This is a genomic window from Streptomyces sp. NPDC044061, assembly GCF_056434305.1.
In genome coordinates this window covers 40,954-57,873 of sequence record NZ_JBWKFL010000046.1, presented here as the reverse complement: position 1 = coordinate 57,873, position 16,920 = coordinate 40,954, and the positions used below count along the sequence as shown (strand labels likewise).

Below are 16,920 nucleotides of genomic sequence, written 5' to 3'. Positions count from 1 at the left end.
ATGCACATCCGCACCCTCGGCGGCCTACGCGTCATCGGACCGCTCGCCCCCCCCCCCCCCCCTCCTCCCCCCCCCCCCCCCACCCCCCCCCCCTCCCCCCCCCCCCCCCCCTCCCCCCCCCCCCCCCCCCCCCCCCACCCCCCCCCCTCCCCCCCCCCCCCCCCCCCCCCCCCCCCGCCTCCCCGCCACGCTGCCGACGGCATCGGCCTGGACAGGTACGAGAGCCAGGGACGATCTCATGGGCCGAATGAACGAGCCGCCGCGGTTGCCCGAAGGCGGCTTCGCGGCCTGGAGCCGCGACCGGCTGGCACTGGCGCGTCGTGGCGCCGACGAGTGCGGGGACGTCTGGCAGCTGGAGCCTGGTGTCTACGTAGCCGCTGCAGCCGGGCCGTGTGAAGACGTCCTGCGCCGCGCGCAGGACTTCCGCAAGGCACCCTCGCCTCTCTTCCCGCCGTTGGACCGGTCGAGCGGGGCACCGACGCCTGAGGAGCGCGCCCGCGCTCACGCCGCACGCATGCGCGGACTACGCGCGCAGGCGGTTGCAGCCCGGATCGGTGAGATTGCGCCCAGGGCCGCGCGATTCGCCGACCAGTGGCCCACGGGCCAGGATGTCGAGGTTCTGCCCCCGGTCCGGCACGCCCTGGCAGAGATCGGCGTGCACTACCTCTTCTCCGAAGACGCTCCCACCCTGCTGCCCTTCGCCTCACAGCTATTCCTGGCCCGGGAGGTGCTCGTACGCCCCTCGCGCTGGGTATGGCCGCGCTGGATCCCCACACCGGCCCGGCGGTTCCGCACACGGCAGCAAGTCGCCTTCACGAACGCTTTGCGGCCCATCGTCCGCCGCCGCCGTTCATCGGACCGGCTCGGTGACGACCTGCTGGGACAGATGCTCCGGCCCACCTCCCGCTACGGCCTGCTTCCGGAAGAGGCCGTCCTCGACACTCTCCCCGGAATCACCGTCGCCACCTTCGAGACACCTTCCCGGGCAGCCGGATGGATCCTGCTCCACCTGGCCCGGCACCCCCGGGCAGCGGACCGCGTCTCGGCCGAAGCCGCCCTGCTGCCCGCGGACCCGGCCGAGACGACCGGCACCCACCTCGACAGCCTGCAATACACCCAGGCACTGGTACGCGAGGTGCTCCGACTGCAACCACCCAGCTGGCTGCTGACCCGGCGCGCCACGCGACAGACCGAGCTCGCCGGATACACCATCGACGCCGGTTCCACCGTTCTGGTCTGCCCCTACACCGCCCACCGCGACGCCCGGGAACACTCCGAGCCGGACCAGTTCCAGCCCGAGCGCTGGCTCGACGACTCGGGCTCGCCGGCGAAACCCGGGGTCTTCCTCTCCTTCGGTACCGGGCCGCACGGCTGCGAGGGAGCCGCTCTGGCCATGGCGATGCTGACGCTCCTGACTGCGCAGACCGCTCGCCGCTACCACTTGAGCGAGCCGCCCGGACCGGAACCCGGCTTCCAGGTCACTACCTTCGAAGGCCTCACAACGGCCGGCTTGCGCCTGCGTGCCACCTTGCGCAGCTGAGGGTGCGCCACAGCCCCGAGGCGACTGGCGCTCTCATGGATGAGCCGGCTCCTGAAAGCCGCGTGGCGCAAGCCGCTCGTAGGCAACTGAGACCCTCGACAGCCGCGCGGCTCGCTCCCGCCGTCGCCGCATCCACTGAACGAGAAAACCCCAGGCCGGAGGAAATTCCGGCCTGGGGTTCCAGTGGAGCCGCTTTCGGGATTCGAACCCGAGACCTACGCATTACGAGTGCGTTGCTCTGGCCATCTGAGCTAAAGCGGCGCGCTGTCCGCACCATGGTGCGATCAGCAACGTCGGTAAGTCTACACAGTTTCCCGGAGTGCTTCGTACCAGCCCCGGAGGGGTGAACTCCGGGGCTGGTCGAGGCGCTATGAGCAGCGCTTTCCGGCGGGTGGCGGGGTGCCGTGGAGGAGGTAGGTGTCGATCGCCGAGTCGATGCAGGTGCTGCCCCGGCCGTAGGCGGTGTGGCCGTCGCCGACATAGGTCAGCAGGCGGCCCGAGGAGAGCTGGTGGGCGAGGGACACGGCCCAGGGGTAGGGGGTCGCCGGGTCGCGGGTGGTGCCGACCACGACGATGGGCGCCGCGCCCTTCGCCTCGATCCGGTGCGGCCCGCCCGTGGCTCTGACCGGCCAGTACGCGCAGTTCAGCGAGGCCCAGGCCAGGCCCTCACCGAAGACGGGGGACGCCTTCTCGAACGCCGGCAGGACCTTCTCGACCTGGTCGGGGCCGGTGAAGGCGGGCGGCAGGTCGAGGCAGTTCACGGCGGCGTTGGCCATCATCAGATTGCTGTACTGGCCCTTCGCGTCGCGCTCGTAGTAGCTGTCCGAGAGGGCGAGCAGGGCGGTGCCGTCGTTGTCCTTCATCGCGGAGGTCAGCGCGTCGCGCAGCTGGCCCCACGCGCCCTGGTCGTACATCGCCGCGATCACGCCGGTGGTGGCCAGGGACTCGGTGAGCGTGCGGTTATTGCCCGCCGGGACGGGATGCGCGTCCAGCTTGTGGAAGAAGGCCCTGAGGTGGTCGCCGACCTGTGCGGGCGTCGTTCCCCTGCCGCCGAGCGGGCAGTCGGACTGCCGTACGCAGTCCTTCGCGAACGCCTGGAACGCCGTCTCGAAGCCCGCCGTCTGCTCCAGGTTCAGCTTGCGGGAGTCGAGGGACGGGTCCATCGCGCCGTCCAGCACCAGGCGGCCCACCCGGTCCGGGAACAGCCCGGCGTACGTGGCGCCGAGGAAGGTGCCGTACGACGCACCCACGTAGTTGAGCTTGGCGTCGCCGAGCACCGCTCGCAGGATGTCCATGTCCCGCGCCGCGTCGACGGTGGACACGTGCCGCAGCAGCCGCGCCGAGTGCGCCCCACAGCTCTCGGCGAACTTCTTGTACTGCCCGACCAGCGCGTTCGTCTCCTTCCGGCTGTCGGGGGTGGTGTCCGTCGCGGTGAACGTGTCCATCTGGCGGCCGTCGAGGCATTCGACCGGCTCGCTGCGGGCGACGCCCCGCGGATCCATCGCGACCATGTCGTAGCGGGCGCGGACCTCGGCGGGGTAGCCGAGGCCCGCGTACTGCTGGAGGTAGCCGATCGCCGAACCGCCGGGCCCACCGGGGTTGACCAGCAGCGAGCCGAGCGGCTTCCCCTTGCCGGTGGCGTTCTTGCGGGCGACGGCGAGCTTGATGTCGCCCGCGCCGGGCTTGGCGTAGTCCAGCGGGGCCTTCATCGTGGCGCACTGGAAGCCGGGGACACCGCAGCTGTGCCACTGCAGGTGCTGGGTGTAGTACGACGACAGCGCCGGCGGCGTGGCACGGGGCAGCGCGGCCAGCGCCGCCTCCGCCGCACCGCCGGCCGACGTGCTCGAGTTCCCGGAGGAGCAGGCGGACACGAACAGCGCGACGGCCGCGAGCAGGATGCCCGTGGCGCGCGCGGTCGCCCGGGTTCGGTCGCGGGTCCGGGTTCCGGTCCGAGTCCGGGTGTGGCGGTGCCGGCGGGGGGATGGCCAGGTGTGCATCAGGCGAGCGTAACGCTGTGCGACGGGTCGGGTGCGGTGCGTGCGGCCTGTCGCCTCGTACGAGGGACGCGGTCCGTCAACCACGGTACGCCCGGCTCACCCCGCCCGCAGGGCCATCGTCATCGCCTCCACCGCCAGCAGCGGGGCCACGTTGCGGTCCAGGGCCTCACGGCAGGCGGCGATCGCCTCGATGCGGCGGAGCGTGGACTCCGGACTGCTGCCCCGGGCCAGCCGGTCCAGGGCGTCCTCGGCTTCCCCGTTGGCGATCGCGACCCGGGAGCCGAGCTGCAGGGCCAGAACGTCGCGGTAGAAGCCGGTGAGGTCGCCGAGGGCGACGTCGAGGCTGTCGCGCTGCGTACGGGTTCTGCGGCGCTTCTGCATGTCCTCGAGGTCCTTCATCACGCCCGCCGTACCGCGCGGCAGCCGGCCGCCCTGGGTCGCGCCGAGGGCCGCCTTCAGCTCCTCCGCCTCCTTGCCGTCCATCTCCTCGGCGAGCTGCTTGGCGTCCTCGGCGGCCGTGTCGACCAGTTCCTGGGCCGCCCTGAGGCAGGCGCCCACCTCGTCCAGGCGCAGGGGGAGCTTGAGCACGGCGGCGCGGCGGTCGCGGGCCGCCGGGTCCGTGGCCAGCCGGCGGGCCCGGTCCACATGGCCCTGGGTGGCGCGGGCGGCGGCCGCCGCGACTTCGGGTTCGATGCCGTCACGTCGTACGAGCATGTCGGCGACCGCGTCCACGGACGGCGTGCGCAGGTTCAGGTGGCGGCAGCGGGAGCGGATCGTGGGCAGGACGTCCTCGATCGAGGGGGCGCACAGCAGCCAGACCGTACGCGGCGCGGGCTCCTCGACGGCCTTGAGGACGGCGTTGGCCGACTTCTCGTTCAGCCGCTCGGCGTCCTCGACCAGGATGATCTGCCAGCGACCGTTCGCCGGGGAGGTGAACGACTTGCGGACGGTGTCCCGCATGTCCTTCACCAGGATCTCGGAGCCCACGGCGGCGACCGTGGTGACGTCCGCGTGGGTGCCGAGCAGCGCGGTGTGGCAGCCGTCGCAGAAGCCGCAGCCGGGGGAACCGCCGAGGGCTCGGTCGGGGCTGACGCACTGCAGGGCCGCGGCGAAGGCCCGCGCCGCCTGGTTGCGGCCCGCTCCGGGCGGGCCCGTGAACAGCCAGGCGTGGGTCATCTTCGACGCCTCCGGCAGCGGTTCGTCCGCCGCGGCGGCCGTGACCAGGGCGTCGGCGTCCCGCGCGGCTGCGTCGAGCATCGCGCTCACCTTGTCCTGCCCGACGAGGTCGTCCCACACGGTCATGGGTCACGCCGCCCTTCCGTCACACTCCGCGTTCCGGGATCCATTGTGCGGGTGGCCACTGACAACGCGGACAACGCGGGCGGCCAGCGGCGTCGCCGGGCCCCGGGACGACGAGGGGCGGCGACCGTCGGTGCCCCGAAGCGCTCCGGCGGGCGCCGCCCGCCCGGTGTTCCCGTGTTCCGCTCAGCCGCGGCGGCCGTGACCCCGGCCCTGGTGGCCCTGGTCCTCACCGGAGTCCCCCTGCTGCTGCTCGTCGTACGACCCCAGCAGCTCGTCCGCCAGGGACGGCAGGTCGTCCAGCGGCGTCTCCTCGGCCCAGTCCGGGCGCGGCCTGCGACGCGGGGTGCCGTCGGCGTCGATCTGGGGCATCTCGCGCGTACGGCCCTCGGAGCCGTCGGGCCCCGCGGCCGGCCGCTCGTCCCGGAAGAAGCCGGACGGCATCCGGTCCGCCCGGGCGTCATCCCGTACGGGCGGCAGCACCGCCGTCTCGTCCGCCGCGCCGGGGGCCACCGGCGGCAGTACGGCCGTCTCGTCGGCGGACACGGGCGGCAGTACGGCGGTCTCCTCGGCGGACACGGGCGGCAGCACCGCCGTCTCGTCCGCCGCGCCGGAGGCGACCGGCGGCTGCGGCAGCTCGGCCGTCGCCTCGGACTCGGCCGTCCCGGCCGTCCGGGCGTCGTCGGCCCGCTCCTCGCGCACCGGCCGCAGCACGGTCGTCTCATCGGTGCCCGGGGACGCGACCGGCGTCGGCACCGTCTCGGCCGCACCCGGCGAGACCACGGGTGTCGGCGCGGTCGCCGCTTCCGGCGTCACGCCCGGCACCGTCGGCCGTGGGGTGCTGGGCCGGCGGGCCGCCACGTCGGCGGCGGCCGCGGCCTCGGCCGCCTGACGGCGGGCCTCCTCGGCACGCAGGAGCGCCTCCTCGGCCTTGCGCTGCTTCTCCAGGCGTCGCGCCTCCTCCTCGGCGCGCAGCCTGGCCTCCTCCTCGGCCTGCTTGCGCCGCCTCTCCTCCTCGGCCCTGCGGCGTTCCTCCTCCTCGGCGCGGGCCTTCTCCTCGGCGAGCAGCCGCTGCCGCTCCTCCTCGGCGCGGCGCCGCGCCTCCTCGGCCCGCAGCCTGGCCTCCTCCGCCTGCCGTTCGGCCTCGCGGCGCTGCGCCTCCTCCAGCTCGCGGCGCTTGCGCTCCTCCTCCTCGGCGCGCAGCTTGGCGAGCTGCTCCTGGCGCTCGCGCTCCAGGCGCTCCTCCTCGGCCTTGCGCGCGGCCTCTTCCTCGGCCTTGCGGCGGGCCTCCTCCTCGGCCTTCCTGCGCGCCTCCTCCTGGGCCTCGATCTCGGCCTCGGACAGCGGCAGCACGGTGTCGAGCCGGTGTCGGATGACGGTGGTGACGGCCTCGGGCTCCTGCCCGGCGTCCACGACCAGGTAGCGGCCGGGGTCGGAGGCGGCGAGCGTGAGGAAACCGGCCCGTACGCGCGCGTGGAACTCGGCCGGCTCCGACTCCAGCCGGTCCGGCGCTTCGGTGAACCGCTCGCGGGCGGCCTCCGGGGAGACGTCCAGCAGGACGGTGAGGTGCGGGACGAGCCCGTTGGTCGCCCAGCGGTTGATGCGGGCGATCTCGGTCGGGGACAGGTCGCGGCCGGCGCCCTGGTAGGCCACGGACGAGTCGATGTACCGGTCGGAGATGACGACCGCGCCGCGCTCCAGGGCGGGCCGTACGACGGTGTCGACGTGCTCGGCCCGGTCGGCCGCGTACAGCAGTGCCTCCGCGCGGTGCGACAGGCCGGCCGAGGACACGTCCAGCAGGATCGAGCGCAGTCGCTTGCCCACGGGGGTGGCACCCGGCTCGCGGGTGAGCACGACCTCGTGGCCCTTGGCGCGGATCCACTCGGCGAGCGCCTCGGCCTGGGTGGACTTGCCGGCTCCGTCGCCACCCTCCAGGGCGATGAAGAAGCCGTTCGTCGCCGGGACCGTGACCGGGTCGTCGCCGCCCAGCAGCGCGTCCTTGAGGTCCTGCCGCAGCGGGATGCCGGAGCGGTCGTCCACCTTCGCGAGCACCAGCGCGGCCACCGGCAGGAGCAGCGCGCCCACCAGCATCAGCGTGAACGAGGCGCCGCCGTGCGCGAAGACGAACCTTCCGTTCTCCAGCCGGTGCCGGCCGATCAGCCCGGCGACCAGCGGCGCGATCAGGGTGCCGAGCGCTATGAAGACCCGCACCACCGCGTGCAGGTGCTCGGTGACGCGCGCCCGGCGGTACTCCTCGGTCTCCTGGTCGAGCAGAGCGTGCCCGGTGTTGGCGGCCACGCCCGCGGCGACGCCGGCCAGCGTGACGATCAGCAGGACGGTGGTGACGTCGGGGACGAGACCGGCGGCCAGCAGGGCGACGCCGTTGAGGGCGATCGCGATCGCGAGGAGCCGGCGGCGCGAGAGCGAGGGCAGCACCGAGGGCGCCGTACGGATGCCGACGGCGACACCGCCGGTCAGGCCGAGGACCAGCAGGCCGTAGAGCACCGGGCCGCCGCCCAGGTCGGTGGCCTGCAGCACGCACACGGAGACGGCGGCGGCGACGGCTCCGGCCACGGCGGCGCAGGCCGGCACGAGGAGCGGGATGGCGCCCGTGCGGCCCTTGTCGACGCCCGTGCCGGTGCGCGGCCGGCGCAGACCCTCCAGCGGGGACCGCGGGCGCGGGGTGCGCGTGTCGGGCAGCTCCAGGAAGGTCACCACGGACAGGGACGCGGCGAACAGTCCCGCCGCCACGTACGCGGCGAGGGCCGCGTGGTGCTGGTCGAACCAGGCGATACCGGTGCCGAGCAGGTTGTTGAGCAGCGCGGCCACGACGAGTGCGGCGGCCGCCAGCGGGACGGCCAGGAAGCCGGTGCGCAGCGACAGCCGGCGCAGGGCGTCCAGGTGGTCCGGCAGCGGCCGTACCGTCGCTCCCTCCGGGGGCGGGGCGGGCAGCAGGGCGGGCGCCGCGCTCTCCCGGCACACCGTCCACAGCCGCTCGGCGACGCCGATGACGAAGGCGGTGACCAGCAGGACGGCGAGCGCGTTGTCCGGGGTCCAGTCGATCCACAGGGGCGCGACGATCAGCAGCGCGGCCCGCAGACCGTCGGCGCCGACCATGGTCCAGCGCCGGTCGAGGGGGCCCTCCTGGGCGGTGAGCGTGGTCAGCGGGCCGAGGAGGACCGCGCCGAAGAGCAGCGTGGCGAGGATGCGCGCGGCGAAGACGGTCGCCACTGCGAACGCCACGCCTCGGTAGCCGCCGCCGAAGGAGCCCTCGGCGACGGCCGCCTGGAGGACGAGGAGGACCAGCACGAGAAGCGCGAGGGCGTCACCGACACCGCTCACGAGCTGTGCGCTCCACAGGCGCCTCAACTGGGGTCGGCGCAGCAGGGAGCGGACGGCGCGCTCGCGGGAGTCCGCGACCAGGGCGTCGTCCGGTGCTGTGGTGGGGGCCGTTGGCTGCTCGGCTCGCGTCATGCGTTCAGCCTATCCGCAGCCGCCGACACCACACCTCGCCTCTCCTGGCATGCGCACGCCCCGACACCAAAGTGATGCCGGGGCGTGCGTTTCGCGAAGCCGGTCAGAAGATCCGACGGGGTGTCAGTCCTCCGGGCGGGAAGCGGTCGCCTTCGAGGCCGTCGTCTTCTTCGTCGCGGTGGTCTTCTTGGCGGTCGTCTTCTTCGCGGCGGCCGTCGTCTTCTTGGCTGCCGTCTTCTTGGCGGCGGTCTTCTTCGCCGGAGCGGCCTTCTTGGCCGTGGCCTTCTTCGCCGTCTTCTTGGCGGGCCCCTTCGCCCGCTTCTCGGCGAGCAGTTCGAAGCCGCGCTCCGGAGTGATCGTTTCCACACTGTCGCCGGAGCGCAGGGTCGCGTTGGTCTCGCCGTCGGTGACGTACGGGCCGAAGCGGCCGTCCTTGACCACGACCGGCTTGGCGGAGACCGGGTCCTCGCCCAGCTCCTTCAGCGGCGGCTTGGCGGCCGCGCGGCCACGCTGCTTCGGCTGGGCGTAGATCGCCTGCGCCTCCTCCAGCGTGATCGTGAAGAGCTGGTCCTCGGCCTGCAGCGAGCGCGAGTCCGTGCCCTTCTTCAGGTACGGGCCGTAGCGGCCGTTCTGCGCGGTGATCTCCACGCCGTCGGCGTCGGTGCCCACGACACGCGGCAGCGACATCAGCCTGAGCGCGTCCTCGAGGGTCACCGTGTCCAGCGACATGGACTTGAAGAGCGAGGCCGTACGCGGCTTGACCGCGTTCTTGCCCGTCTTCGGCGTCCCCTCGGGGAGGATCTCCGTGACGTACGGACCGTAGCGGCCGTCCTTGGCGACGATCTGGCGTCCGGTCTCCGGGTCGGCGCCCAGCTCGAAGTCGCCGCTCGGCTTGGCCAGCAGTTCCTCGGCCAGCTCGACGCTCAGCTCGTCCGGCGCCAGGTCGTCCGGGATGTCGGCACGCTGGTGCTGCTCGGTGTCCTTCTCGCCGCGCTCGATGTACGGGCCGTAGCGGCCGACGCGGAGCACGATGTCGTTGCCCACGGGGAACGAGGACACCTCGCGCGCGTCGATCGCGCCCAGGTCGGTCACCAGCTCCTTGAGGCCGCCGAGGTGGTCCCCGTCGCCGTTGCCGGCGTCGGCGGCGGCGCCGGTGACCGTGCCCTCGCCGAAGTAGAACCGCTTCAGCCACGGCACGGCCTGGGCCTCGCCGCGGGCGATGCGGTCGAGGTCGTCCTCCATCCGGGCGGTGAAGTCGTAGTCGACGAGCCGCCCGAAGTGCTTCTCCAGAAGGTTGACGACGGCGAAGGACAGGAAGGACGGCACCAGGGCCGTGCCCTTCTTGAAGACGTAGCCGCGGTCGAGGATCGTGCCGATGATCGACGCGTACGTCGACGGGCGGCCGATCTCGCGCTCTTCCAGCTCCTTGACCAGGGAGGCCTCGGTGTAGCGGGCCGGGGGCTTGGTGGCGTGCCCGTCGACCGTGATCTCCTCGGCGGACAGCGCGTCGCCCTCGGAGACCTGCGGCAGTCGGCGCTCGCGGTCGTCCAGCTCGGCGTTCGGGTCGTCGGCGCCCTCGACGTAGGCCTTCAGGAAGCCGTGGAAGGTGATCGTCTTGCCGGAGGCGCTGAACTCGACGTCCCGGCCGTCGGCGGCGGTGCCACCGATCTTCACGGTGACGGAGTTGCCCGTCGCGTCCTTCATCTGGGAGGCGACGGTCCGCTTCCAGATCAGCTCGTAGAGCTTGAACTGGTCGCCGGTCAGGCCGGTCTCCGCGGGCGTGCGGAAACGATCACCCGAGGGACGGATCGCCTCGTGCGCCTCCTGCGCGTTCTTGACCTTCGCGGCGTAGGTACGCGGCTGCGGGGGCAGGTAGTCGGCTCCGTACAGCTGCGTGACCTGGGCGCGGGCGGCCGCGATCGCGGTGTCGCTCAGCGTCGTGGAGTCCGTACGCATGTACGTGATGTAGCCGTTCTCGTACAGCTTCTGCGCGACCTGCATGGTCGCCTTCGCGCCGAAGCCGAGCTTGCGGCTCGCCTCCTGCTGCAGCGTCGTCGTACGGAACGGGGCGTACGGCGAGCGGCGGTACGGCTTGGACTCGACGGAGCGCACGGAGAAGCGGGTGTTCTCCAGGGCGGCGGCGAGGGCGCGGGCGTTCGCCTCGTCGAGGTGGAGGGTGTTCGCGCTCTTCAGCTGCCCGAGGGAGTCGAAGTCGCGGCCCTGCGCGACCCGCCTGCCGTCGACGGTCTGCAGACGGGCGACGAGGGACGACGGGTCGCTCGAGTCACCCGCGCGGCCGGTCCCGAAGGTGCCCGTCAGGTCCCAGTACTCGGCGGAACGAAAAGCGATGCGCTCGCGTTCCCGCTCGACCACGAGCCGGGTCGCGACCGACTGGACACGGCCGGCCGACAGGCGCGGCATGACCTTCTTCCACAGGACCGGCGAGACCTCGTAGCCGTAGAGGCGGTCGAGGATGCGGCGGGTCTCCTGGGCGTCGACCAGCCGCTGGTTGAGCTGGCGCGGGTTGGCCACGGCCTCGCGGATCGCGTCCTTGGTGATCTCGTGGAAGACCATCCGCTTGACGGGGATCTTCGGCTTGAGCACCTCCTGGAGGTGCCAGGCGATCGCCTCGCCCTCCCGGTCCTCATCGGTGGCGAGGAACAGCTCGTCGGAGTCCTTCAGGAGGTCCTTGAGCTTCTTGACCTGCGCCTTCTTGTCGGCGTTGACCACATAGATCGGCTGGAAGTCGTGTTCGACGTCCACACCGAGGCGGCGGACCTCACCGGTGTACTTCTCCGGCACCTCCGCGGCGCCGTTGGGAAGGTCACGGATGTGCCCCACGCTCGCTTCGACTACGTAGCCGGGGCCCAGGTAGCCCTTGATCGTCTTCGCCTTGGCAGGCGACTCGACGATGACGAGTCGGCGGCCGCCCTGTGCGGTCTCGCTGGTCGGGGACAACTTCGCTCTTCTCTCCGGTCGACGCTGTGGCCTCCCCAGGCCTTGGTCCCGGGGTCGCGGCGTGCTTCTGGCTCGTGTGACGCTGCGGAGTGTGACGCTACATCCCGCCCCCGTGTCAAACGGGAAAAGCCCACAACGGCCACTCGAACGGTAACCCGACTACCGGCATTCCTGCCGCCCGGAGTGTTCGGCGACCCCTCGCCCCCTGTCCGGAGCGTGACGCTCCAGTCACGCTCCCGCCACGGCCGCGGCACCACGACCGCCGACGTCAGAGGCGGGTGAGGCAGTACACGCCGAGGCCCAGCGCGACGACGCCGACCGCGCCGGCGAGGGTGGCCGATGCGACCTGGTTCACACCGTGGGCGACCGGTTCACGGCGCCGCACCCGGGTGCCGGTCCACATCAGCAGGGCGCCCCCGAACAGGGCGAACACCACTCCAGCGAAGATCGCCGGCCCGCTCTCCATGACCCCGCCCGCCCCTTCCGTGCCCGCCGCCCGTACCCAGCGCGGGGAGAGTGGCACGCGAGGGAAACGGACGGGCGACATCGGGGTGAACGGAAGGTCGACAGGTCACCGAACACGCGCTCGAACGGCACGGCTGGGGCACCGCACCCATATTTTTCCGGCCGTTTTACCGGCACCGGCGCGTCCCCGCCCGTGCCACCGGCATACGACGGCGCTCCGGACGCGGGTACGGCGGCTAGGGGAGCCCGGCTACGGCACCGCCCCGGCCGCCCGTGCCCCGGCTCAGCCCACGGGCTCCAGGAAGCCCTGCTCCACCAGCAGCCGGATCTGCGCGGGCGTGCGGTCGCGCAGCAGCACCGGGTCCTCGCCGACGAGCTGGGCGATGGCGTCCAGGATGCGGCCGGCGCTGAGCGTGCCGTCGCAGACACCGGCGAAGCCCGCACCGACCGTGTCCACCTTCGTGGCACGGCGCATCCCGCGGTGCTGGCGCAGCACCACGTGCTCCGGGTCCTCGGCGCCGGGCAGGCCGACCTGCTCCTGGACCACTTCGGCGACCAGCCTGAAGTGGCCTTCGAGCAGCGCCGCGTCGTCGTACTCCCGGAGGTAGTCGATGCGGTCGAAGTGCGCCCGGATCACCTCACCGAGCGGCTGTTCGACCGGGTGCGGCCACTCCTCCACGGTGACCGAGGGCTCGGCGTCCCCGGTCCTGCGCAGGGTGATCCACCCGAAGCCCACCGCCTTGACCTTGCGCGCCTCGAACTCGTCGAGCCAGGCGTCGTAGCGCGCCTGGTAGTCCGCGGGGTCCGCGCGGTGGTCGCCGGCGTCCCTGAGCCACAGCTCCGCGTACTGCGTGACGTCCTGCACCTCGCGCTGCACGATCCACGCATCGCACCCGCGCGGCACCCACGACCTGAGCCGGTCCTGCCAGTCCTCCCCCGCCACGTGCTGCCAGTTGGCGAGGAACTGCGCGAACCCGCCCTCGTTCAGCCGTTCCCCCGCCTGCTGAACGAGCGAGCGGCACAGATCGTCCCCGCCCATGCCGCCGTCCCGGTACGTCAGCCGGGCGCCGGGCGAGATCACGAAGGGCGGGTTGGACACGATCAGGTCGAACGTCTCGCCCTCGTTGACCGGCTCGAAGAGCGACCCCTCGCACAGCTCGGCGGCCGGTGCCCCGGAGAGCGCGAGCGTGAGAGCGGTGATGTGCAGGGCGCGCGGATTGACGTCGGTGGCCGTCACGCGCGTGGCGTGCCGGGAGGCGTGCAGCGCCTGGATGCCGGAGCCGGTGCCGAGGTCGAGCGCGGCGGCGACGGGCGTACGGACGGTGATGCCGGCGAGGGTGGTGGAGGCGCCGCCGACGCCCAGGACGACGCCCTCGTCGCGCTGCCCGATGCCGCCCGCGCCGCCGACCGCGCAGCCCAGGTCGGACACGATGAACCAGTCCTCGCCGCCGGGACCGCCGTAGGGCCGCACGTCCACGGTCGCGGCCACCTCGCCGCCGCCCGCGTCCCTGAACCAACCGCTCTCCAGGGCCTCGGCGACCGGCAGAACGGCCGCCACGCGCGCGTGGGCCGCCGGTTGCTGTAGCAGGAAGAGCCGCACGAGCGTCTCCAGCGGCGTGTCGCCGCGGGTGGCCCGGAGCGCGGGCACCGTCTCGCTGCGGGCCAGCGCCGCGTAGGCGGGGGCGCCGAGCAGATCGAGCAGCCCGTCGGCGGTGAAGGAGGCGGCGAGCAGGGCGTCGCGCAGGCGTGCGGCGACGTCGGGCCGGTCGATGGCGGGCAGGGGGGCGAGGCCGGAGTCAGTCACGCCCCCCATTGTGGCCCGCGAGGGCTGCCGGCGGCCGCCTCGGCGCCCGCCCCGCCCGGGCCGGCCGCCGGCGTCAGCCGGTCGCCGTCGAGGCCGACGCCGAGGCGGCGACCTTGCAGCTGGGCTGCTTGGCGATCGCCGCCTGGACGTCGCCCTGCTCGAGCCTCCTCAGCGCCTCGGTGCCGCTGCTGCTCTGCTTGCCGATCTCCTTCGTCTGGTCCGCGACCTCGTGCAGACCGGACGCGAACTTGCCCTGGTCCTTGGTGTCGAGCCCGTCGACCTTCTTCTTCAGGTCGGCGTACGAGGTGGCGAGGCCGCTCAGGTTCTTGGCGGCGTCACGCTGTCGCTTGGCGCCGTCCGCGACCGTGGGCGGCGCTCCGGCGTCGTTGATGGCGGTGGCGAGCGCCTTGTAGCCGTCGGCCATGTCCTGGAAGGCCTGCGAGTACGTTTCCTTGGCGGTCTTCGGCGGGAGGTTGCTGTTCGTTGCGATCTTGGCGATCGACGCGTTGGCCGCCCTGATCTTCGCGTCCTGCGCGGGGACCGCATCGCACACCGACTTGGCCCAGGCCACCAGCTTGGGGTCGGGTCCGCTGTCCTTGTTGCTGCTGCATCCCGACAGCGCCACTACCAGTACCGCACCGCCGGACAGTGCGGCCGCGAGCTTCTTGTTCACCGGATTGGTCCCTTCCATGGCTCTCGGCCCCCGGAATCTACACGGCTGACCGCCGCCTCCCTACGCCGAACGCGTTATAAGTCGGCTTTTGTGACTCTTTACACCGTGGGAGAGAAGGCTCACGACGTGGGTGAGCCCACACGACGAAGCGGGCGGGCGGCGCGTCAGCACGCGTCGCCCACCCGCCCGTTGAGCAGGACCTTTTGGGACGGCCTACGAAACCACCGCCGGATCCGCCGAGTTGGTGACCCGCTCGGCGTTCTCGTCGTCGCCGACGGCGATGCCGCGCCGCTTGGAGATGTACACCGACACGATGATCACCACCAGCGCGAGGATCGCGATCCCGATCCGTACGCCGAGGTTCTTGTCGCTGCCGTAGGAGAACTTGATCACCGCGGGCGCGATGAGCAGCGAGACCAGGTTCATGACCTTCAGCAGCGGGTTGATCGCCGGACCCGCGGTGTCCTTGAACGGGTCGCCGACCGTGTCGCCGATCACCGTGGCCGCGTGGGCCTCGCTGCCCTTGCCGCCGTGATGACCGTCCTCGACCAGTTTCTTGGCGTTGTCCCAGGCGCCACCGGAGTTGGCGAGGAACACCGCCATCAGCGTGCCCGCGCCGATGGCGCCCGCGAGGTAGGAGCCGAGCGCGCCGACGCCCAGGGTGAACCCGATGAAGATGGGCGCCATGACGGCCAGCAGACCGGGCGTGGCCAGCTCCCGCAGGGCGTCCTTGGTGCAGATGTCGACGACCTTGCCGTACTCGGGCTTCTCCGTGAAGTCCATGATCCCGGGCTTCTCACGGAACTGCCGCCGCACCTCGAAGACCACCGCACCGGCCGACCGCGACACGGCGTTGATGGCCAGTCCGGAGAAGAGGAAGACGACCGCGGCACCCGCGATGAGGCCGACCAGGTTGTTGGGCTGCGAGATGTCCAGTGACAGGCTCATCGGCGAGCCCGGCCCGGTGAGTTTCGCGCCCACGTCCTGGACGTTGGTGGTGATCGCGTCCCGGTACGACCCGAAGAGCGCCGACGCCGCGAGGACGGCGGTGGCGATGGCGATGCCCTTGGTGATGGCCTTGGTGGTGTTGCCGACCGCGTCCAGGTTGGTGAGCACCTGCGCGCCGGAACCCTCGACGTCGCCGGACATCTCGGCGATGCCCTGGGCGTTGTCGGAGACCGGCCCGAAGGTGTCCATGGCGACGATCACGCCGACCGTGGTGAGCAGGCCGGTGCCGGCCAGGGCGACCGCGAACAGCGCCAGCATGATCGACGTACCGCCGAGCAGGAACGCGCCGTACACGCTGAGCCCGATCAGCAGCGCGGTGTAGACGGCCGACTCCAGGCCCAGCGAGATGCCGGAGAGGACGACGGTCGCCGGGCCCGTGAGGGAGGTCTTGCCGATGTCCCGGACCGGGCGGCGGTTGGTCTCCGTGAAGTAGCCGGTCAGCTGCTGGATCACGGCGGCGAGCAGGATGCCGATGGCGACCGCCACCAGGGCGAGGATCCGCGGGTCGCCGTCCTTGCCCCGGATCGCCGCGTCGGTGACGCCGTCGAGGTCCGAGTACTTCGCGGGCAGATAGAGGAAGACCGCGACCGCGACCAGCACGAGGGAGATCACCGCGGAGATGAAGAAGCCGCGGTTGATCGCCGTCATGCCGCTGCGGTCGGCGCGCCGCGGGGCGACCGCGAAGATGCCGATCATCGCCGTGATCACACCGATGGCCGGCACGAGCAGCGGGAAGGCGAGACCGGAGTCGCCGAAGGCGACCTTGCCGAGGATCAGCGCGGCCACCAGGGTGACGGCGTACGACTCGAACAGGTCGGCCGCCATGCCCGCGCAGTCGCCGACGTTGTCGCCCACATTGTCGGCGATGGTCGCGGCATTGCGCGGGTCGTCCTCCGGAATGCCCTGCTCGACCTTGCCGACCAGGTCGGCGCCGACGTCGGCGGCCTTGGTGAAGATGCCGCCGCCCACACGCATGAACATGGCGATCAGGGCGGCGCCGAGGCCGAAGCCCTCGAGCACCTTCGGCGCGTCGGCGGCGTAGACCAGCACCACGCAGGAGGCGCCCAGCAGGCCGAGCCCCACCGTGAACATGCCGACCACGCCGCCCGTGCGAAATGCGATCTTCATCGCGGTGTGCGAGACGGTGGTGAGATCCTTTTCCGGTTCGCCGGGTGCCGGGCTCGCTTCCCGGGCCGCCGCGGCGACCCGCACATTGCTGCGCACGGCCAGCCACATGCCGATATAGCCGGTGGCAGCCGAGAACACAGCACCGATCAGGAAGAACACCGACCGCCCGGCACGCTGATTCCAGTCGTCCGCGGGAAGCAGCATGAGCAGGAAGAAGACGACGACGGCGAATACGCCGAGCGTGCGCAACTGCCGGGCGAGATACGCCTTGGCACCTTCCTGGACCGCCTCGGCGATCTGCTTCATGTTGTCGGTGCCCTCGCCGGCGGCCAGCACCTGGCGCACCAGGACGCCCGCGACCACGAGCGCGGCCAGGGCTACGACCGCGATCACCGCCACGATGATCCGGTTGTCGTCGGTCAGGACCGCGGCCGCGAGGGTTGTGGGGTGGTCCAGCTGATGAGGGGTAGAAAGCCCCGCCATTCGTCCTCCTTGACGCTTGGGCTGAGCTCAAGATGTGGACGGATTGTAGGTACCCCCGAGTGATCTAAACAGGGGACGGTAAACGGAATTG

The 16,920-nt window shown here is 72.1% G+C and carries 9 protein-coding genes and 1 tRNA gene; 1 reads left to right on the top strand and 9 read right to left on the bottom strand.

Features of this window, described 5'->3' with window-relative positions:
- The first annotated feature begins 247 nt into the window (after positions 1–247).
- Positions 248–1,540 carry a cytochrome P450 gene (locus tag AC07CM_RS41940; protein ID WP_478881797.1) on the top strand — a complete coding sequence of 431 codons (1,293 nt, stop codon included), beginning with the start codon at positions 248–250 and terminating at the stop codon, positions 1,538–1,540.
- Between the two features lie 184 nt (positions 1,541–1,724).
- Here the strand turns inward: AC07CM_RS41940 and AC07CM_RS41935 are convergent.
- The 9 genes from AC07CM_RS41935 to AC07CM_RS41895 form a co-directional block, all read right to left on the bottom strand.
- Positions 1,725–1,801, bottom strand: a tRNA-Thr gene (locus AC07CM_RS41935).
- Between the two features lie 107 nt (positions 1,802–1,908).
- Positions 1,909–3,537 (bottom strand): alpha/beta hydrolase, encoded by a 1,629-nt coding sequence (locus AC07CM_RS41930; protein ID WP_478881796.1) that lies wholly within the window; start codon positions 3,535–3,537, stop codon positions 1,909–1,911.
- A 96-nt stretch (positions 3,538–3,633) separates the two neighbouring features.
- Positions 3,634–4,839 carry a DNA polymerase III subunit delta' gene (locus tag AC07CM_RS41925; protein WP_478881795.1) on the bottom strand — a complete coding sequence of 402 codons (1,206 nt, stop codon included), beginning with the start codon at positions 4,837–4,839 and terminating at the stop codon, positions 3,634–3,636.
- A gap of 183 nt (positions 4,840–5,022) precedes the next feature.
- Positions 5,023–8,310, bottom strand: a complete 3,288-nt coding sequence (gene tmk, locus AC07CM_RS41920) for a dTMP kinase (RefSeq protein ID WP_478881794.1) — start codon at positions 8,308–8,310, stop codon at positions 5,023–5,025.
- Between the two features lie 123 nt (positions 8,311–8,433).
- Entirely contained in the window at positions 8,434–11,268 is a 2,835-nt protein-coding gene (gene topA / locus AC07CM_RS41915) for a type I DNA topoisomerase (protein ID WP_478881793.1), read from the bottom strand.
- A gap of 268 nt (positions 11,269–11,536) precedes the next feature.
- Positions 11,537–11,734: a hypothetical protein gene (locus AC07CM_RS41910; protein WP_478881792.1), complete on the bottom strand. Its 198-nt coding sequence runs from the start codon at positions 11,732–11,734 to the stop codon at positions 11,537–11,539.
- A gap of 282 nt (positions 11,735–12,016) precedes the next feature.
- The gene (locus AC07CM_RS41905; RefSeq protein ID WP_478881791.1) at positions 12,017–13,546 is read right to left on the bottom strand and encodes a DUF7059 domain-containing protein; all 1,530 of its coding nucleotides are present in this window, start codon (positions 13,544–13,546) and stop codon (positions 12,017–12,019) included.
- A 64-nt stretch (positions 13,547–13,610) separates the two neighbouring features.
- The gene (locus AC07CM_RS41900; RefSeq protein WP_478881790.1) at positions 13,611–14,210 is read right to left on the bottom strand and encodes a small secreted protein; all 600 of its coding nucleotides are present in this window, start codon (positions 14,208–14,210) and stop codon (positions 13,611–13,613) included.
- 213 nt (positions 14,211–14,423) lie between these two features.
- Positions 14,424–16,829 carry a sodium-translocating pyrophosphatase gene (locus tag AC07CM_RS41895; protein ID WP_478881789.1) on the bottom strand — a complete coding sequence of 802 codons (2,406 nt, stop codon included), beginning with the start codon at positions 16,827–16,829 and terminating at the stop codon, positions 14,424–14,426.
- Positions 16,830–16,920 lie beyond the last annotated feature (91 nt).